We start from the raw sequence: 17,981 nt of genomic DNA, 5'->3' as shown, positions 1-17,981 counted from the left end.
TACCCGAAGGAAAGCAAATGGCGTTAATTCCAACCCTACAAAGTCTGGTTTCCACCGGTAGCGATAGTTGGGACTGGACCGAACACCTTCAGCCCGCATCTTTCCGCGGCGTGCCGTTCGCGGTTGTGTCGGCTGATGGCGCATTCGGTCGCCGGCAGGCCGTGCATGATTACCCATACCGGGACATGCCCTGGATTGAAGATATGGGGCGATCTGCACGCCGGATAACTATTCGTGGGTTTATCGTTCAAAGCAGCCAGTCATACGCCGCATCTGATGTGTTCACGCAGCGCGATTCATTGATTGCTGCCTGCGAAACCGGGGAGGCTGGGACGTTGGTTCATCCCACGCTGGGCGAGCTGACGGTTAGCGTGCCGGATGGCGGTCTGCGTATTTCGGAGAGCATGGAGCAGGGGCGCATGTTCTCGTTCACCCTGACCCTGATCGAGTCCGGCGAAAAGCAGTTCTCTATCACCGACGCCTCGACGGCTACATCCTCCGTTACTACGTCATGGGCATCTCTGCTGTCAAAAACTGCCGCCGCCTACCTTGGGACAGTAAAGGGCGCAATCCGCACCGTTACGCAGGCGATCAAGACTATCGAATCAACCGCCGAGCACTGGACGGATTCTGTAACTTCGCTGGTGGATCAGGTAACAAACCTGGGTAATGTCTTGTCGGACACTTTCGGTAGCGATCGTTATGGGCGTTACAACAGCGGGGCTGTAGGCGGCAACAGTTCCGGTTCAACCGCCACAACGAGCATCGCCGATGATACGAGCGATTATGACGCCCTGGTGGAGTCTACTATTGCGGCTGTGGTGCAAGATCGGGCCGCTGTGGAAGCAACTGTTGAAAACCTGCTGGCTACCGACGAGCCGGACGGTTACCCGGATAATGTCGCAGCGGTCATCACTGCCGTTATTGAGTCAGTCCCGAGCGTCTATGACCAGATCCGGGTTTTTGAGAGTCTTTCCGGCACAACGGACGCGACGCTGTACGCATCAAATAGCGATACGACGGTGCAGTCGGCCACTTTGAACTACCTCAACATCATCAGTGCAGGCGCAATGGCTTACGTTGCCGCCAGTTATGCGCCAGCCAGCCGCGATGATGCCATGTCGATACTGAACCGCGTGATCGCCGTACTGGATGCGGCTGCCGTTACTGCTGCGGACGCCGGATACGTGGCGGTATACCAGGAACTGCTGATACTGCGCGCCCATATCACCGAGGTGCTGAAAAACGCCGGGGCAGATCTGGCCGGCGTGCGTACGGTGACATTCCCCAGCGCCCGACCGGCGCTGACCATCGCGAACCAACTTTACCAGGACGCCGGACGTTCTGCGGGGCTGATCAAGTCAGCCAATCCGGTTCATCCGGCATTCATGCCCACATCGTTTAAGGCGCTGACATCATGACCGACGAATTAACGCTGATCGTAGGAAACAAATCCTTGAAGGGGTGGGATCGCGTGCGCGTGACGCGCGGCATTGAGCGATTGCCATCTGATTTCGATCTGGGGGTGATGGACTACTACGCCGCCGATAAAGAACGGCAACTCGTAAAGCCCGGTGACGAGTGCCAGGTATTGCTGGGTGATGACCTGGTGATAACCGGCTACATCGATCGCTGGGCGTCAAGCATTGCCCGATCCCGCCACGAAGTCCGCGCGATGGGGCGTGGAAAATGTCAGGACCTGGTGGATTGCTCAGCGGAGTGGCCGAACAACGTTATTAGCCAGGCTACAGCGTTACAGATAGCCCAGAAACTGGCGCAACCCTACGGCATATCTGTAAAGAGCGACATCACGGATATGACTATTGTCCCGCAGATAACGCTCAACTGGGGTGAATCGCCTCAAGAAGTCATCGAACGTATATCACGCTGGGCAGCATTCCTGTATTACGACCAGCCTGACGGCAACCTGTACCTGACCCGCGTTGGCACGAAGTCCGCCGCCAGCGGGGTGGAGCAGGGAAGGAACGTTGAAGAGGCATCATATCAGTCCAGCATAGATGAGCGGTTCTCAGATTATGTGGGAGTATCATTGTCGACCACTCCATTGAGTGGTGATTACAGCAATGTGACGATCGCCACTGAACGCGACCCGGAAGCCGCCACAATGCGCTACCGAAAACGCATCATCATCGTCGAAAGCACAATGCAAGCAGCTAAGAGAGAGCATGACTGTATCCGGTGGGAGATGAACCGCCGTTACGGCCGCGCCAGGCAGCTAAGTGTCACCGTGGACAGTTGGCGTGACAGCCGCGGGGCGTTATGGGAGCCGAACACTCTGATCCCGATCTACATCCCCACTTTAGGGTTAGTGGACGAAAACTGGCTGCTGGGAGAGGTGACATTTATCCGTGACGACAACGGCACCCACGCCCACATGATGCTGATGCCGCCGGAAGCATTCATCGTTCAGCCCTACGAGTTCTATTCACAGCTATGGTGGGTGCAATGAACTTGAACGAGCTTTGCCGGCGGGTGCTCATGATGCTGGGTCTTGGGACTGTTACGAGATCATCTGATGGCGGGAAGGTGCAAAAAATCCAATACCGGGCATCTGGTGAGATTCGTGGCGACACGCCCCGCATGGCGGAATTCGGCTTCTCCTCTGGGCTACCAGCCGGCAGTGATGTGGTACTGGCGTTCCTGGGGGGAGACAGATCAAGTGCGGTAGTGATCGCGACTAATAACCAGTCCTACCGGCATACCGGGCTGAAACCCGGCGAGACGGTGATCTACAACCAGTGGGGGATGTTCGTCAAGCTGACGGAAACCGGTATCGAGGTTGAGGCCAATGGCCAACCCGTGGATGTCAAAAACGCCACCACGGTGACGGTGGTTGCAACCGAAAAAATCCGCCTGGAAACACCTGAACTGCTGGTGACTGGGGATATCACTGACAACTGTGACAGCCAATCTTCAACGCTGAAACAACTTCGGGACGCCTATAACCGGCACGACCACGATGTGCCGAATGTCGAGGCCGGCAGCGCCACGGCAATCAGCAACTCGCCGACGGAGACGGTCTGATGACGGACATTAAAACTGTGTGGATAGTCGATGAAGCGCGAGGGGACTGGGAGCTATCGCGGGGGGATTTGTCAAAAGGCGACGACCTGCGGACGGCGATCCTGATTAGCCTGTTCACTGATCGCCAGGCGCGCAGCGATGATGATTACGACGGCTCCGACCGGCGCGGTTGGTGGGGGGATTCAGGGGCCGGCTACAACATTGGCTCCCGGTTGTGGCTGCTGAACCGGCAAAAACTCACCACGAAGACCGCTCAGCGCGCGGAGGATTATGCCGCCGAGGCGCTGAAATGGTTGATTGATGACGGCGTGGTCGCGTCCATCGCAGCCGAAGCGCAAATCGTACATCCATCGCGGCTCTATCTCACGATCACTTACCAAAAGCCGGGCCAGGACCAGGCATCGATAAAATTCTACTGGGTATGGGAGCAAATCAATGCCATTTAACCGCCCGACACTGACAGAGCTACGTGAGCGTAACAAGGCGTTCGTCGAATCCGAACTTAAAGACGTTGGTGCGCTGCTGCGGTTTTCCAACCTGCGGGTTATCGCCGACGCTGATGCCGGCATGTCCTGGCTCCACTACGGCTATCTTGATTGGATCGCAAAACAGGCGGTGCCATACACGGCCACCGATGAGCATCTTGCCGCCTGGGGAGCGATGAAGTCGGTATACCGCAAGGCAGCCACGGCTGCGACCAGTCCGACCGCCCTGTTTACCGGCACTGCGGGATCGGTGGTATCCGCCGGTGCCGTGCTGAACCGTAGTGACGGTTATCAGTACACGCTGGACGAGGAGATCACGATCGGCAGCGACGGCGCGGCGACGGGCAGCATTACGGCCGTATTGCTCGATCCGGCTGATGACGCCAGCGCCGGGGGTGATGCCGGTAATGCTGACGCCGGCACGTTTCTGACGCTGGACACATCGTGGAGCGGCGTCGATTCGACCGTCACTATGACAGCAGCAGCTACCGGCGGTGCGGATATCGAGGACGAAGACGATTTCCGAATTCGTGTGCTGTACGCCTACCAACACCCGCTACAGGGCGGCGCAGAGGCTGACTATGTCCAATGGGCCACCTCTGTTCCCGGCGTCACGCGTGCATGGTGTTTAAAGCATTTGCTGGGGATAGGCTCTGTCGGTGTCTACATCATGACGGATGGTGATGACCGCACTAACGATGCCGGGTTCCCGGTTGGCACGGACGGCGTGGCCACGAAAGAAGTTTGGGGGATTGACGGGACAGGAACAGGCGCAGCAACCGGCGTGCAGCTTGCTGTTGCAGACTATATTTGGAATCGTCAGCCGGTAACGGCGCTCGTCTGGGTCTGCTCACCGATAGTCAAGGCCGTAGATTTTGTAATCGATGGTATCGCGGGTGCAGATAGCACGGTGAAATCAGCCATCGCCAAAGCGATCAACAGCGTGTTTTTCGATAAAGGCGATCCGCGTGGTGATGCCGGTGCCGGTGTCATATACCTATCCGATCTGGTCTATGCCATCGCAGACGTTCCTGGTTCGACGGGCTTTGTTCTGACCTCTCCCTCCACAAACATTACCCTGAATACTGGCGAGTTACCCGTTCTGGGTAACATGGAGTACACATGAGCGCGGGTTACAGTATCGACGATTACACTTCAGCCATCCAATCATTATTCCCCGTTGGCCGCGTCTGGCCTCGCGCCTCCGATTCAGTAATAACAACCCTGATCCGGGCGCTGGCGGCCGCGTATCAGCAAAACGATGCTGATGCTATACAGTTGCTGGTGGACGCGTTTCCGGCAACTGCTTCTGCGCTGCTGCCGGAGTGGGAGGCTACGCTGGGCCTCCCTGACGACTGCGCATGCAATACCTCCAATGACGAAATAATTCGCCGGCAGACGGTAGTGTCGAAACTGATCGGCACCGGCGGGCAATCAGCAGCCTATTTTTCCTCGCTGCTGGAGGCAATGGGGTATGGCATATCCATTAAACAATTTCGCACGGCGCGTTGCGGATTATCCGTATGTGGTGATGCGATAAATGGGGATCGCTGGCCGTATGTGTGGGAGGTTACTGTTACCGACGCGGCCAGCAACGCAGCGTGCACGCTGAAATTGCTGCTATGCCGGCTGGAAGAGTTTTCCCCCGCTCATACCAAGCTGATGACATCCTATGACGCCATAGCACTGTATGGCATAGGCATCTCGCTTACTTACGTTGATGGCATCCTGTCCGGAATTTTAACCGGAAGCGCTTGCATTGATACCGCCGACCAGGATGTCACGTTGATTTACACGCTGCCGGGCGGCGGGACTGTAACAGAGCGTCTGGTTACTGATGCCAACGGCCATTTCAGTACGACGCCATCCGTTGGTGACGAGTTCACTGTAGTCGCCCGCGCGCAGGTATTAACGCCGCTGTGTGAATGGGAAAACGTCGAATCGGGCGAGGTGGCTACGAATCTTTTTTTTGATGGGGCTGTGACGTACAGCGGCCAGCACACGTACAGAGGATAATATGGCGAATCTGACCGAAACCGCAGAATTCACCGCGGACGTGCCGCGCCTAGATGTTGACACGCCCGTAAAAGGGTGGGATGGCGCAGAGTTAGGTCCAGCAAACGAGCAGGCTCAGGCGCTGGCGAATCGGACCGCGTGGCTGCGTCAGCGAATTCAGGGGCAGGTAACATCCGTAAACGGTAAAACAGGAAGCGTCACGCTAACCGCTGGCGATGTATCTGCGGACAATGAAGGAACGGCAGACGGCCTGATGACTGCGCATCTTAATGATGCCGACCCGCATACGCAGTATTTCGATGAGTTGCGCGGCGATGCGCGGTATGTTCAGGCATCACTGGCGAATGCCGGCAACGGCTGGCTGCAGCTTGACGCATCCGGCAAAATCCCTGCGGCAATGCTGCAAACGCTAACGTCCCGGTATGTTGTTGTTGCAGATGAGGTGGCGCGGCTGGCGCTGGCGTCGTCGTCGAACCTGACAATTTGTGCGCAGGCCGACATTGATACGTTGTTTTACTTGAACGGCGGCGATAACCCGGCTGTGGCGGCAAATTGGGTGCAGGGACAAGCGGCCACGGTTTCCGGTGTTTCATCCGTCTACGGACGCACTGGCGCGGTAACTGCGCAGTCCGGGGATTACGACGCAGACCAGATTAACGAGACAACTAACCGTAAATTCGTCAGCGCGGCAGAAAAAACAGCGTGGAACGCGAAACAGGCTGCGCTGGTATCCGGCTCCAACATTCGCTCGCTGTTCGGCAACTCCCTGTTAGGTTCCGGCAATCTAGCACCAACTCCCGCGCAAATGGGTGCCGCGGCGGCGGTTCATGCTCATACAACGGCGGATATCACGGACTTCACCCAGCAGGCGCAGGCGTTGATTACCGCATCGTTGGAAGCGGGTTCGGGCGTTACGCTGGGGCAAAATCCTGTCAGCGGGAAAACGATTATCAGTGCGTCGGGTGGTTCAGGCGGAGGCGGTGGTTATATTGTTGTTGATCGCGATGGTGCAACGGCGAATCAAAATCATGTGTTTAATTTCTCGGCTCAATCTGATTATTCGTATTACGCGTATGCGCTGAAAGAAGAGGCGGGCGCACAGAACCAGACATATTTAATTGATGATTTTAGCGCGTCCAATATCTCCAATTACAATATTACGAGTGCGGTTATTTTTGATGGTGCTGCAAAATCTTATATCGGAGAAACATACGCGCTGAGTTCTGATGGCGTTTTTTATTCTCAGGAAATAAAAGCAGATGGTGAATCAATATCGATCAATATGATTGATGAATCACTGGTTCCCGCAATGGCATCTAATTCGCAAGATGGATTCACTGTGTCAGCATCTTCTCAATATAGTACTAACTATATGCCATATTTTGCCTTTGACAGAAAGGATACTGCTGGCGATACGAGAGATGCATGGGTTTCAGCGGCAAATACCAATCCCACCGAGTCATCGCCTCAGTGGCTTAGAGTAGACTTGTCATATTCAGTCATTTTGTCTGGCTATTCACTAACTAATCGGTCATATTCCAATGCGGTATTGAGCCCCAACAGTTGGCAGTTACAGGGAAGCAATGACGGTAGTGTGTGGGAAACTTTGCATCAAGTGTCTGCAGATACAAACAATAGCGCGGGAGCGATTAGAGAGTTTGGCATAGAAACGGAGAAAAGTTTTTCGAAATACCGCTTGCTGATTACGGCGAAAAACGGCAGTTCATATAATTATGTGGCATTGAAAGAACTATCTTTATTTCCTGCGGGACGTTCTCTTTTAATTAACAGTGCTGGTGGGGATTTTTATACGGTTAATAACGGCCAGTTATCATTAGTTCCCACCCCATCAGATGAAAATGGGTTTGATACAGGTTTTACATCATCGGGAGAAATAGTTAGTGATGTCTTGGCTGGATTATTACCGATTTCAATTTATTCACCCGCAAGTTTAAATATAAATACAGTTTACACGCCTCACCCGCAAATAGTCATTCCGCAATCACTTAGTGCGCTTGCGAGTTATTCGGAAGTCAATTCCGTAACCCTGACCGCCACGCAAACCGGCGCCGGCGTGGTGCGAGCGGCCGTGTCGCGCGACCTGTCCGACTGGATCACATGGGACGGCTCTGCATGGGTGTCCATCGGAGCTCTGTCAGCCAACACGGCAAGCGCGGAGAAACTCATCGCGCAGGGCATGACGCCGGCAGCACTGAATGCCATCACAACTGAGCAATGGGCGTTATTGTTCGGCGACAACGGCGGCGTGCCGGACGATCTGGCGTTCGCGCTGGCGCTGGATATCACCGACCCGGCGGCAGACGCGGTGACGATCGATAACCTGGCTCTTAACGTCAACGAAGCATCGAGTTGGAAGTTGCAGACGCCGGCGGAGGTGGAGATTCGCTGGCGCCCCAATAGCGTTACGTTCAAAACCGTCACGGCAGGCAATTACAAACTCGCGTATCAGATTCCGTAAAAATTCCCATCAAAACATCCCGGCCGCATATAGCGGCCTTTTTTATTTCTGGAGCACTCATGAAAAAAGTTGGTTCGGTAACGAATACCGCAGATGATAACGGTGAATTTACTGACGGTGTTGCCGCTGCCGGTATTAAGTCTACTCATTTGCTGGCGGGATGGTTTAATACCGTTCAGCGGGAACTGGTCGCCATTGTTGAGGGAGCGGGTGAAGACCTTGACGTAAATGATGATAAGCAAATCAGTAAAATAATCGGGAAAATATCGGCGGTTATTACGCATTACAGAAATTATGGATACCCGGACTGGGAAAGCGCCATCCCCTATTACGAGGGGGCTGTGGTTTATTATAACGGTGACCTGTATTTATCCTTGCTGGATAATAACCTCGCGCAGGTGCCAGGAACGGATGATTCAAAATGGCAGCCTTACATCCAGCGCGAGGCCACCGAATCGGAAGCGATATCGGGTGAGGGGAGCGAGCAGGTTATTACGCCGCGGCGATTGCCCCCGGTCCTGAACGCATTTAAATCAGATCTTAGCCCCTATTTGATGAATATTGGATTTATTGGGTTGTGGGGTGGCCCAGAGTCAACTATTCCGGCCGGATGGCTTAGAGCCAACGGACAGGCATTTGATACAGAACTAAATCCAATTCTGGCATCAATATATCCCGATGGCCGCGTACCCAACGCGGACGACCGCTATGTTATTGGTGCCAGCGATACGAACCCTGTAGGCACGTTACGCGCGGCGAAATGGGATCACCGGCATTTTACGGGGCAAATGAATAGAGATAATGGCCTCGGTGCGGATGATGTGTTTTTGTCCTATGTCATTGGGAAGACGGAATTTATAGACATCGGCGAGGAAATGGGCGCGCGGGGCGTATACGGCGATGATAAATCTAATTCGTTTGTCGGTGTGGGCCCGACGCAAGCCCGTGGTTATTCCCTGTTTACGGGCAAGCAACCCACTGATTTAGATGGTGACGGTGAGGTGGCAGAACTCCATCCCGCTGACATTTCACTGTACTACATAATCAAAACAGATCAGGCAGAATCAGAGCAGGGCACCGGCGCGCCGACATCCATTGTTATCACGCCTGGGTCTGTTTCGGTCAACGCAGGGACCACACGGCAATTCTCCGGCACTATTCTCCCCGTCGCATCGGCGGAGGGGTACACGATATCGTGGGCGGTCTCAGATAGTGCGCTCGGCAGCATCAACAGCAATGGACTGTACACCGCAACCGCAGGACAGAGCGGTACACAAACGATTATTGCCAGTCTGACGACCGGACTGACCGCAACGGCTACTGTAACGCAGCATATTTATCTCACGTCAATCACTATTGGCACGGTGCCATCGGAGCTTATTGCTGGGAATACGTACAATATCCCAGTTACATACTCGCCCGCTGGCTATACAGAGGCCATTAATCCTGCGTCATCTGACGCATCAGTCGCCTCACTATCAGCTGGTGGCGCATTAACAATCAGTAGTGCGGGCACAGTTACATTATCTCTGACGGGGGCCAGTTCTGGCGTAACTGCGTCGATCACGATTACGGCAACTGAAGAGGAGGTGCCGGAAGTCTATCTGCAGATCAGCGAGAATCTGTCGGAAATTGCTGGCGCTGGTGCAGCAGCACAAGTAGAGGCACGGAATAATCTGGGGCTGAAAGCGCTGGCGACGAAAGACAGTCTGGCTGCAGCAGATGTCGGCGCCGTTCCGCAGGACACGGAATCGCTCGGCACCGCTGACTTAAACACCGTTGTTTCGCCTGGGCGCAAATTCCAGTCGCTGGCGAGCAACGCGACCACCGCCATGCATTACCCCGTCGCGCTGGCTGGCATGCTTGATGTTATCAAAACCACCGGAACCGGCGTCCGGCAGATTTATTATCCGTACAACAGCACGGACGTTTATCACCGCTATTGTACTGACACGGCAACGCAGGAATTTGGCGCATGGGAGCAATCAGGCGGGGATTTCCTTGCCTTAGAAAACAATCTGTCTGATGTTGCGGACGTAGCAGAATCACGCGAGAACCTGGGCGTGAGCTATACGATATCGACCGATGCCGCGCCGACCGACGCCAGCGGCTATGCTGCAGGTCATATGTGGTATCAAACGGAGGCATAATGCCAATTTATCGCAAAACAGAAGGGGGCGTTTTCGCCCCTATTTCGTCGCTGAATATTAATTACGGGGGGGCGTTTAAATCTGTCAATGCCGCATGGGTGAATGATAACGGAACGTTTAAGAAGGTATTTCCGAATTATGTAGAGCAAGACGCATCACTTGCGTACGACACAGGAAATGCATCAGTAACGTGGCAATCTGCTGATGCTGGTTATTATAACAACACCGGAGCGGCGTCAGCGTATAGTTATATCCCGCTACTTGACGGATCGTCAGCCGACGCCAGCATTGTTTACACAAGAATTTCACTTGTGACTGCAAATGGCGAAGAAATCCCGTTTACAACGTCGTTTTCTGCATCATCTGGCACAGTGTATGACTTCTATGAGTATAACAACGGTAGTTATGTCGGGCCGAATAATAACGTAAGGCTGTCTGTCACAGATATATCTGGTGTCGGTAATTCATTGCGATCGGGAATTGCGATAGCACTTAATAAAAACATTGTCGATTACTCCAACCACATTGGTAAGACGGTTTATTTGAAGTGGAAATGGAGAGAAGAGGGCAGCAATATAATATGGACGTTCACATTTCCACAGGGGCAGTTAATAGATTACACGTTGTAATCATGCAAAAAAAGATAAGTGACCAGCGATGATGTCTAGTGCGTCTTCAAGCGTCGGAACGGGATCGATGTGTATCGCCGGCGCTTCTTTCTCTCCGACGCATACAGAAACATAGAAACCTGAATCTTCGATCACTGCGTATGAGTCGGCGGGACAGTCAGTGAGCATGTCATTCTTGTCGAGTATGCAGATCGTCGCTCCGTGATAATCGATTTGTCTCACCGTGTTTCCGCTCCAATCTCATGCATTTTCGTGATAACGCGCTGTAGCTCGTCGTCAGTGAGCGCAAGCTGTGCAGCCATATAGAACAGGATATGCGGAGACATCGCCCGCGGCGATTCGCCACCGGTATATTTTCGCCACTGGCTATTACTGGCGACGCCTGCCAGGTCCGCCATTTGGTTACCGGTATAGCCAAGTGCATCCTTCAGACGGTTTAGATCATCTGGTGATGGTGGAGTGTACTCATTGAACAATCGCATGTTGCACCTATTAAAAAGCCCCTTCCGGGGCTTCTGTTAGATAAACTTGATGATGATGGTTGTTACTGTAGCTACCGCACCGATCAGACCTGTTGCGACAGCGACGGGATACCACATTGTTTCCCTGTTAATCTTTGCTGTCTCGGCCATTAACTTGGCGATTTCAGCGTGAATCTTTTCAAGTTCGGCGGTAGTCATATCGTTCGTGCTCATCTTTTCTTCCTTTCGGGTTTGGGCTGCGGCCTTTCCGCTACCTCATGTGATAAATAATAGCCCCTTTGGTGCTAGTTGTCAACGAGTATTATCTAAAATTTTTTCGAGAATGAATTTATTGTGTGTACATAATTGAGTACATAAATAATGAATTTTTGAGGTTAAATTGCAATTAAAACATTATGTTATTGCTTTTATTTCATATATCCATTTAACTATGGGGACGCAACGCGGGGCCATTATACTCATTTTAACTCGGATAATAAGCACTTAACCGCGCGTTTGCTTAAACTGTCAGCAGTCGAGCGTATTTGGGGCCTCTCGCCTCGGGGCTATCTTTTCCTGCGCGCCGCGGCTTTGTGGGTTTTCTTGCTCATATCGTTACGTATTTGAGCATGGCTCATCAGGGCGAAAATAAAGGTGCCGCCGATGATGTTGCCCGCCAGCGTCGGCAGGGCGAACGGCCAGATGAAGTCCTGCCAGGCGATATTGCCGATAAACACCAGGTAAAAAATTTCCGACGCGCCGGCAACGATATGCGTGAGATGGCTGAATGCGATCATCCAGGTCATGAGGATGATTACCCAAATTTTGGCTGAACCGGCGTGCGGTATCATCCAGACCATCGTGGCGACGATCCAGCCGGAGACCACCGCGTTGGCGAACATCTCCGTCGGCGAATTCTTCATTACCTTCATGGATAGCTCGATCAGCGCATCGCGGGTGGCGCCGTCAAAAACGGGCATATGGGTGAATGCCAGAGCGGCAAGCGCCGTGCCCGCCAGATTGCCCGCCAGCACCACCCCCCATAGCCGGAATAACAGGTAGAAGTTATGCCGGGAGGGGTTTTGCATAATGGGGAGCACCGCGGTGACGGTATTCTCGGTAAACAGCTGTTGGCGCGCCATAATGACAATCACAAAGCCGATGGTATAGCCGAAACACTGCAGCAAAAAACCGCCGGGCACGCCCTCCAGGTTGCTATGCAGCATGCCGATGGCCATGAACGAGGTGCCCATCGACAGGCCGGCGGCAATGGCCGACCAGAACAACGCCATGGCGTCGCGCTCCAGCTCTTTCTCCCCCTCCTGACGAATTTCTTCATGTATGGCGGCGGCAGGCGACGGCAGCGTATCTTCATTGATTTCGATCTCTTTCCCCTGGCTTTTTTCTTCGCTTTCCACTTCTTCGACGTTTTGGCGATCGTGACGGCGGCTGCCGGTTTGCAGCCGATGGGCGCGCTCTGTGACGGGCGGTTGATTCATCTGAACTCTCTCCGATCTCTTTTTCTTATTGTGATAAGCGTAGTCGTTTTCACCCTATAGGGTAGCGCCGGCGTCACCGGCTTGCCGACCCTATGCTATTCTCGTCGTATCGACGGCGTCTGTGCGCGGATGCCGGTCATGACTCTGCGCGTGATTTCCGCCCGAGCGGGCGGGGATGGATTGAGAATGCTCTGGTAAACGCCGCAAAGCGTATGAATGTACAAGCCAAAGTAGAAGCGGGGCCATAAAATGTTACACTATCGGCAGATATCCCGCCTTTGTTCCCCGTTCTCATGGGTTGAGCAGGCTCGGGGAATTCCCCATTCCCGGCTGCGGGTATAACGCAATGTAATCAGGGAGAACAGATATGAATTACCGCCTGAGCGGGGTGGTGTTTGCCAGCGTATTGCTCATCGGCTGCGCCAGTACCGGAGATCGGTCTCAAGAAGGGCGTTCAGACCCGCTTGAGGGTTTCAACCGTTCGATGTTCAGTTTTAACTACAACGTGTTGGATCCGTATCTGGTGAGACCGGCGGCCGTCGCGTGGCGTGATTATGTGCCGACGCCGGCGCGCAACGGGTTGAATAACTTTTTTGGCAACCTGTCTGAACCCGCGTCCATGGTGAACTATTTTATCGAGGGCAAGCCGTATAAGGCGATGATTCATTTCAACCGCTTCTTCCTGAATACCCTGTTGGGGATGGGCGGCTTGATTGATGTGGCCTCGATGGCCAACCCCAAACTGGCGAAAGAGGAGCCGCGGCGTTTCGGCAGCACGCTGGGGTATTACGGCATGGGCTACGGGCCGTATGTGGTGCTGCCCGGCTATGGCAGCGCCACCATCCGCGAGGACGGCGGCGGTTACGTCGATACGCTTTATCCGGCGCTGAGCTACCTGACATTCTGGATGTCGGCGGGTAAATGGGTGCTGGAAGGGCTGGAAACGCGGGCCCAGCTGCTGGATTCGGACGCCATTTTGCGCAATTCCGCCGATCCTTACCTGATGATGCGCGAAGCCTATTTCCAACGCCACGATTTCTTGGCGAGCGATGGAAAAGTCGCCCCGGCGGAGAATCCGAATGCCGCAGCGATCGAAGATTCGCTGGGGGAAATCGACTCCGCCAAATAGCCCTATCTTGTTTATGCGGTTCAAAAGGCGCCTTCGGGCGCCTTTTTACGTTATCAGGGGGACAAACGCTTTCTATCGCCTGAATCGTGGGTTGTTTCGGAAACGTTACTCTATTGTTGTTGGTTTATTTACTTACAAAAATGTCTTTTCTCGTCATAGGTAACAATAATGTTACGTCGTCAGCCAGCGCTGGCGCTCTTTTCTGCTGAAAAGAGTCAGCCTATTGATCTTTTTGTTAAAAGACTTATTAACAAAAGGGTCATAAATAATGGCTCCGCCGCAAGGGGGAGAGTATGCTGACGATAAGGGATGCCAGAGTCTATTGCCTGCAATTATAAAAATTCAATGAATAGAGACATAAGCATGAAGAAACTACTCACTATGATTTTATGCCTAGGTGTGGCTGGGGTTTCCCAGCAGGTAACGGCGCAGGAAAATAACGCCGCGGAGAAAAGTACGGATGTCGTCCTGATTGGCGGCGGTATTATGAGTTCGACGCTCGGCGTTTATCTGCAAGCGCTCCAGCCGGACTGGTCGATCGATATGATCGAACGTCTGGATAACGTGGCGGAGGAGAGCTCCAACGGGTGGAACAACGCCGGTACCGGCCACTCCGCCTTTATGGAGCTGAACTACACGCCGGAGCCGGAGAATGAAACCGACCCGGTCAATATCAGCAAAGCGGTGGAAATCACCGAAGCCTTCGAAGTATCGCGCCAGTTCTGGTCGTATCAGGTTAAAAACGGCGTTCTGCATGATCCTAACTCCTTTATCAACAGCGTGCCGCATATCAGCTTTGTATGGGGCGATGAAAATAGCCGCTTCCTGCAGCGCCGTTATGAAGCGATGCAGCACAGCACCCTCTACCGCGGAATGGAGTTCTCCAACGATCCGAATACCATTAAAGAGTGGGCGCCGCTGATCATTGAAGGGCGCGATCCGGCGCAGAAAGTCGCCGCGACCCGCATGCCGATCGGCACCGATGTAAACTATGGCGAAATCACCCGTCAGTTGGTGGATTCGCTGAAGCAAAAACAGAATTTCGCCCTGCATCTCAACTCCGAAGTCAGGGCCATCAAGCGTAATGCGGATAATACCTGGAGCGTGACTTACGCCGATCTGAAAAACGGCGACAAAGAAACGGTGATTAAAGCCAAGTTCGTCTTTATCGGCGCGGGCGGGGCGGCGCTGCAGCTGCTGCAGAAGTCCGGCATTCCCGAAGCGGATCTGTACGGCGGTTTCCCGGTCGGCGGCGATTTTCTGGTAACGGAAAACCCGGATATCGTGAAGCGTCATCTGGCGAAAGTGTATGGCAAAGCTTCCGTCGGCGCGCCGCCGATGTCGGTTCCGCATCTGGATACCCGTATTTTTGACGGCAAGCCGGTGCTGCTGTTCGGCCCGTTCGCCACTTTCTCCAGCAAGTTCCTGAAAAACGGCTCGCTGTGGGATCTGCTCGGTTCAGTAACCTTCTCCAACGTGATGCCGATGACTCACGTAGGGCTGGATAATTTCGATCTGGTCAAATATCTGATTAGCCAGGTGATGATGGATGACGACGATCGCTTCGCGGCATTGCGGGAATATTTCCCCGACGCGAAGAAGGAAGACTGGAAACTGATCGTGGCGGGGCAGCGCGTTCAGGTCATCAAGAAAGACGAGGAGAAAGGCGGCGTGTTGAAATTGGGCACCGAGATCGTCAGTTCGCAGGATGGCTCGATAGCCGCGCTGCTCGGCGCTTCTCCCGGCGCGTCCACCGCGGCGCCGATCATGCTGAGCCTGCTGCAAAAAGTGTTTAAAGACAAAGTGGCTACGCCTGAGTGGCAGAGCAAGCTGAAGGAGATCATTCCTTCCTACGGTCAGAAGCTGAACGGCAATATTGAGTTGACCAATAAGATCCGCAGCTACACCAGCAGCACTCTGCATTTGAACTACATTGAAGTAAAACCGGAATAACGGTTAAGCGTATTTCTGATGAAAAGGCCGCGCATGCGGCCTTTGTTGTATGTTACGCCAACCAATCAGAACGAATAGTTAAAGTTTGCGCCATACAGCCAGGCCTGCCCCTTTGAACTGAAGCGGTAGCTGGGCGCATTCGCCCGATCTGAAATCGGCTCGTCAATTGAGACTTTCCGTCCGTGCATATAGGAGACGCCGACATCGAGCGACGCGTCTTTATTAAAGGCGTAGGTGGTGCCCGCGCTCAGCCAAAAGCGATCCTGATCGGGGATGGAGATCGAGCGTTTGTCCGCCGGAACCGGGCTGTCGTCAAAGGCGACGCCGGTACGAAAGGTCCAGCGCTCGTCGTGATAGTAGGTGGCGCCTAACGCGATACGGTAAGCGTCACGGAACCCCTCTTCTTTGCGGAACAGCGTTTGGCCGTCGCCGCCCGTCGCCCTCAGCTCCTGAAACTGACTCCAACTGGTGTAGGCGATGCTGTAATGCACCGCCCACTGCGGCGCGACGCGATGGTAGGCGGACGCTTCCCACATTTCCGGTAAGGTCAGCGTCAATTTGCCGGGAATGGTCGCGCCGCCCGTGCCGACGGGCGGGCCGGGCACCTGTGCCGGCAAATCGCTGCGATAGTCGCCTTTAAAATCGATATCGACCTTGGAGCGGTAGGTCAGGCCGAAGCGGTGCCGGTCGTTCACCTCATATAAAATACCGGCGTTCCAGCCGTAGCCCCACTCCTTGCCTTCCAGGCGCGCCAGCTCGGATGATGAACCGGCCACCAGCCCCTGTAATCCGCCTGCCGCCGTCGGAACATTGGCCAGTTCGCCGGCGCGCCGCACAATTTTTGCATCCGCGTAGACGGCATTGACGCCCAAGCCAACGCTAACGCGCTGATTCAGCCGGTAGGCCGCGCTGAAATTCAGATTAGAGGTAACCAGATCGGTCTGCCCGCCGATCGAGCCCGCGGCGTAATCGTCGTTAAAATCGGTCGCCAGACCGTAGTGGGTGACGGCGGAGGCGCCGATGGCCCAGCGATCGTTGAGCGGCATAATAAAGTGCAGGTTCGGCACCCAGGCGTGCGGCGCGATGTTTTGCGCGCTGCTATTTTGGCCGGTGAACGAATTTTGACCTTTTATATCAATATCCGGATTAATGTAGGTCGCGCCGCCGGAGAAAGCCGGGCGGGTGAAACGCGTCATGGTGGCCGGGTTGCGGCTACCGGACGCGGCGTTATCCGCGACGGCGCCTTCGCCGGAAAAGGCGCGCCCGAGCGCGGACGATGAATACTCGTTCAGTTGGAAGCCGGCGGCGGACGCGTTGGCCGAGATGACGGCCGCTACGACGGCCGTTGCGGCATGTTTTAGCGGTTTGTTACAGCTCATGACCAGAACCTCTATATGGCGGGTTGTGCCAAAGTAGCAAGGGCGCATTGCCGGGGGCGGCTCGGGCTGGCAAATCAGACCAGCGGCTAAAGTATAAGATGTGGAAAATTACAATGTTAATTAAATGTATGTAAATTGATAATAAATGATACACAAATAACATTTTTGTTATTTTTCCACCGGAGGATAACGATAATTTTACCTTCGCGCGGCGATGGCGCGTGACCAATCTCACTAAATGTCCCCGTGGGCAGTAAGTTCTAGTGCTGCGTCGACTCGGTGAGTAGAATGGGGGAACAATTCTTTTTTGAACCCGATCATATCTGTATACCCTAAATAATTCGAGTTGCAGCCAACGCACATGCCGCTTGAAGTAGACGGGGATACATAGGTTACCGCCCGTAGAGGAGCTCATGATGACGAACCCGATCAATAAATGTAATGCTGAAGAAACTGCCGCCTGCTGCTGCGTCGATGTCGGCACGATAATGGATAACTCGGATTGCACCGCGTCTTACAGCAAGATCTTCGCCGATCGCGCGCAGGCCGAAGCGACGCTGAACGCGTTGACGGAAAAAGCCCGCTCCGTGGAGTCCGATCCATGCCAGATCAGCAGCAAGCTGGACGCGGTGGAAGGCGGCGTGAAGCTGGACGTCGATTTTACCTTCAGCTGCGAGGCTGAAACGCTGATTTTCCAGCTCGGTCTGCGTTAATTCCCCTGATGTTCGCCGTGGCGCGCCATTTCCGGGCGCCACC

At 54.1% G+C, this 17,981-nt stretch carries 17 protein-coding genes; 12 read left to right on the top strand and 5 right to left on the bottom strand.

Annotated features, from left to right (window positions below; all coding sequences use genetic code 11):
• The first annotated feature begins 17 nt into the window (after positions 1–17).
• The 9 genes from VSX58_RS13730 to VSX58_RS13690 are packed head-to-tail and all read left to right on the top strand — an operon-like array spanning position 18 to position 10,804.
• Positions 18–1,421, top strand: coding sequence for a DNA circularization protein (locus VSX58_RS13730; RefSeq protein WP_327618580.1), 1,404 nt, complete (start codon positions 18–20; stop codon positions 1,419–1,421).
• Positions 1,418–2,470, top strand: a complete 1,053-nt coding sequence (locus tag VSX58_RS13725) for a phage baseplate assembly protein (protein ID WP_327618579.1) — start codon at positions 1,418–1,420, stop codon at positions 2,468–2,470. Before VSX58_RS13730 ends, VSX58_RS13725 begins: the two co-directional genes overlap by 4 nt.
• Positions 2,467–3,045: a phage baseplate assembly protein V gene (locus tag VSX58_RS13720; RefSeq protein ID WP_327618578.1), complete on the top strand. Its 579-nt coding sequence runs from the start codon at positions 2,467–2,469 to the stop codon at positions 3,043–3,045. The genes VSX58_RS13725 and VSX58_RS13720 overlap by 4 nt, the downstream gene beginning before the upstream one ends.
• Positions 3,042–3,491 carry a phage GP46 family protein gene (locus tag VSX58_RS13715; protein ID WP_327618606.1) on the top strand — a complete coding sequence of 150 codons (450 nt, stop codon included), beginning with the start codon at positions 3,042–3,044 and terminating at the stop codon, positions 3,489–3,491. The genes VSX58_RS13720 and VSX58_RS13715 overlap by 4 nt, the downstream gene beginning before the upstream one ends.
• Positions 3,481–4,656, top strand: a complete 1,176-nt coding sequence (locus VSX58_RS13710) for a baseplate J/gp47 family protein (RefSeq protein WP_327618577.1) — start codon at positions 3,481–3,483, stop codon at positions 4,654–4,656. Before VSX58_RS13715 ends, VSX58_RS13710 begins: the two co-directional genes overlap by 11 nt.
• The gene (locus VSX58_RS13705) at positions 4,653–5,546 is read left to right on the top strand and encodes a YmfQ family protein (protein WP_327618576.1); all 894 of its coding nucleotides are present in this window, start codon (positions 4,653–4,655) and stop codon (positions 5,544–5,546) included. Before VSX58_RS13710 ends, VSX58_RS13705 begins: the two co-directional genes overlap by 4 nt.
• 1 nt (position 5,547) lies before the next feature.
• Entirely contained in the window at positions 5,548–8,025 is a 2,478-nt protein-coding gene (locus VSX58_RS13700) for a discoidin domain-containing protein (protein ID WP_327618575.1), read from the top strand.
• 59 nt (positions 8,026–8,084) lie between these two features.
• On the top strand, positions 8,085–10,175 hold the full coding sequence (locus VSX58_RS13695) for a phage tail protein (RefSeq protein WP_327618574.1): 2,091 nt from the start codon (positions 8,085–8,087) through the stop codon (positions 10,173–10,175).
• Positions 10,175–10,804 carry a hypothetical protein gene (locus tag VSX58_RS13690; RefSeq protein WP_327618573.1) on the top strand — a complete coding sequence of 210 codons (630 nt, stop codon included), beginning with the start codon at positions 10,175–10,177 and terminating at the stop codon, positions 10,802–10,804. Before VSX58_RS13695 ends, VSX58_RS13690 begins: the two co-directional genes overlap by 1 nt.
• On the opposite strand, the gene VSX58_RS13685 is transcribed toward VSX58_RS13690, so the two are convergent.
• The 4 genes from VSX58_RS13685 to VSX58_RS13670 form a co-directional block, all read right to left on the bottom strand.
• On the bottom strand, positions 10,805–11,026 hold the full coding sequence (locus tag VSX58_RS13685) for a hypothetical protein (protein WP_327618572.1): 222 nt from the start codon (positions 11,024–11,026) through the stop codon (positions 10,805–10,807).
• Entirely contained in the window at positions 11,023–11,202 is a 180-nt protein-coding gene (locus VSX58_RS13680) for a hypothetical protein (protein ID WP_327618571.1), read from the bottom strand. Before VSX58_RS13680 ends, VSX58_RS13685 begins: the two co-directional genes overlap by 4 nt.
• Before the next feature lie 120 nt (positions 11,203–11,322).
• Positions 11,323–11,499 carry a hypothetical protein gene (locus tag VSX58_RS13675; RefSeq protein WP_233963553.1) on the bottom strand — a complete coding sequence of 59 codons (177 nt, stop codon included), beginning with the start codon at positions 11,497–11,499 and terminating at the stop codon, positions 11,323–11,325.
• 332 nt (positions 11,500–11,831) lie between these two features.
• Positions 11,832–12,764 carry a formate/nitrite transporter family protein gene (locus VSX58_RS13670; protein WP_327618570.1) on the bottom strand — a complete coding sequence of 311 codons (933 nt, stop codon included), beginning with the start codon at positions 12,762–12,764 and terminating at the stop codon, positions 11,832–11,834.
• A 367-nt stretch (positions 12,765–13,131) separates the two neighbouring features.
• Between VSX58_RS13670 and mlaA the strand changes: the two genes are divergently transcribed.
• Together mlaA and mqo are read left to right on the top strand one after the other, a co-directional pair.
• A complete protein-coding gene (gene mlaA, locus VSX58_RS13665; RefSeq protein ID WP_327615658.1) occupies positions 13,132–13,893 on the top strand; it encodes a phospholipid-binding lipoprotein MlaA in 762 nt (253 codons plus the stop codon).
• 363 nt (positions 13,894–14,256) lie between these two features.
• Complete coding sequence (gene mqo / locus VSX58_RS13660) at positions 14,257–15,846, top strand: malate dehydrogenase (quinone) (RefSeq protein WP_327618569.1); 1,590 nt, start codon at positions 14,257–14,259, stop codon at positions 15,844–15,846.
• A 65-nt stretch (positions 15,847–15,911) separates the two neighbouring features.
• Here mqo and fadL read toward each other — a convergent pair whose 3' ends face one another.
• Entirely contained in the window at positions 15,912–17,225 is a 1,314-nt protein-coding gene (fadL, locus tag VSX58_RS13655) for a long-chain fatty acid transporter FadL (protein WP_327618568.1), read from the bottom strand.
• A gap of 416 nt (positions 17,226–17,641) precedes the next feature.
• Between fadL and VSX58_RS13650 the strand changes: the two genes are divergently transcribed.
• Positions 17,642–17,938 (top strand): YfcZ/YiiS family protein, encoded by a 297-nt coding sequence (locus tag VSX58_RS13650; protein ID WP_327618605.1) that lies wholly within the window; start codon positions 17,642–17,644, stop codon positions 17,936–17,938.
• The last annotated feature ends 43 nt before the right edge of the window (positions 17,939–17,981 follow it).

Source organism: Brenneria populi, from assembly GCF_036016195.1.
GTDB classification, from domain to species: Bacteria; Pseudomonadota; Gammaproteobacteria; order Enterobacterales; family Enterobacteriaceae; genus Brenneria; species Brenneria populi.
The sequence above is the reverse complement of the archived record's forward strand: the minus strand, read 5'-3'. Positions and strand labels throughout refer to the sequence as shown.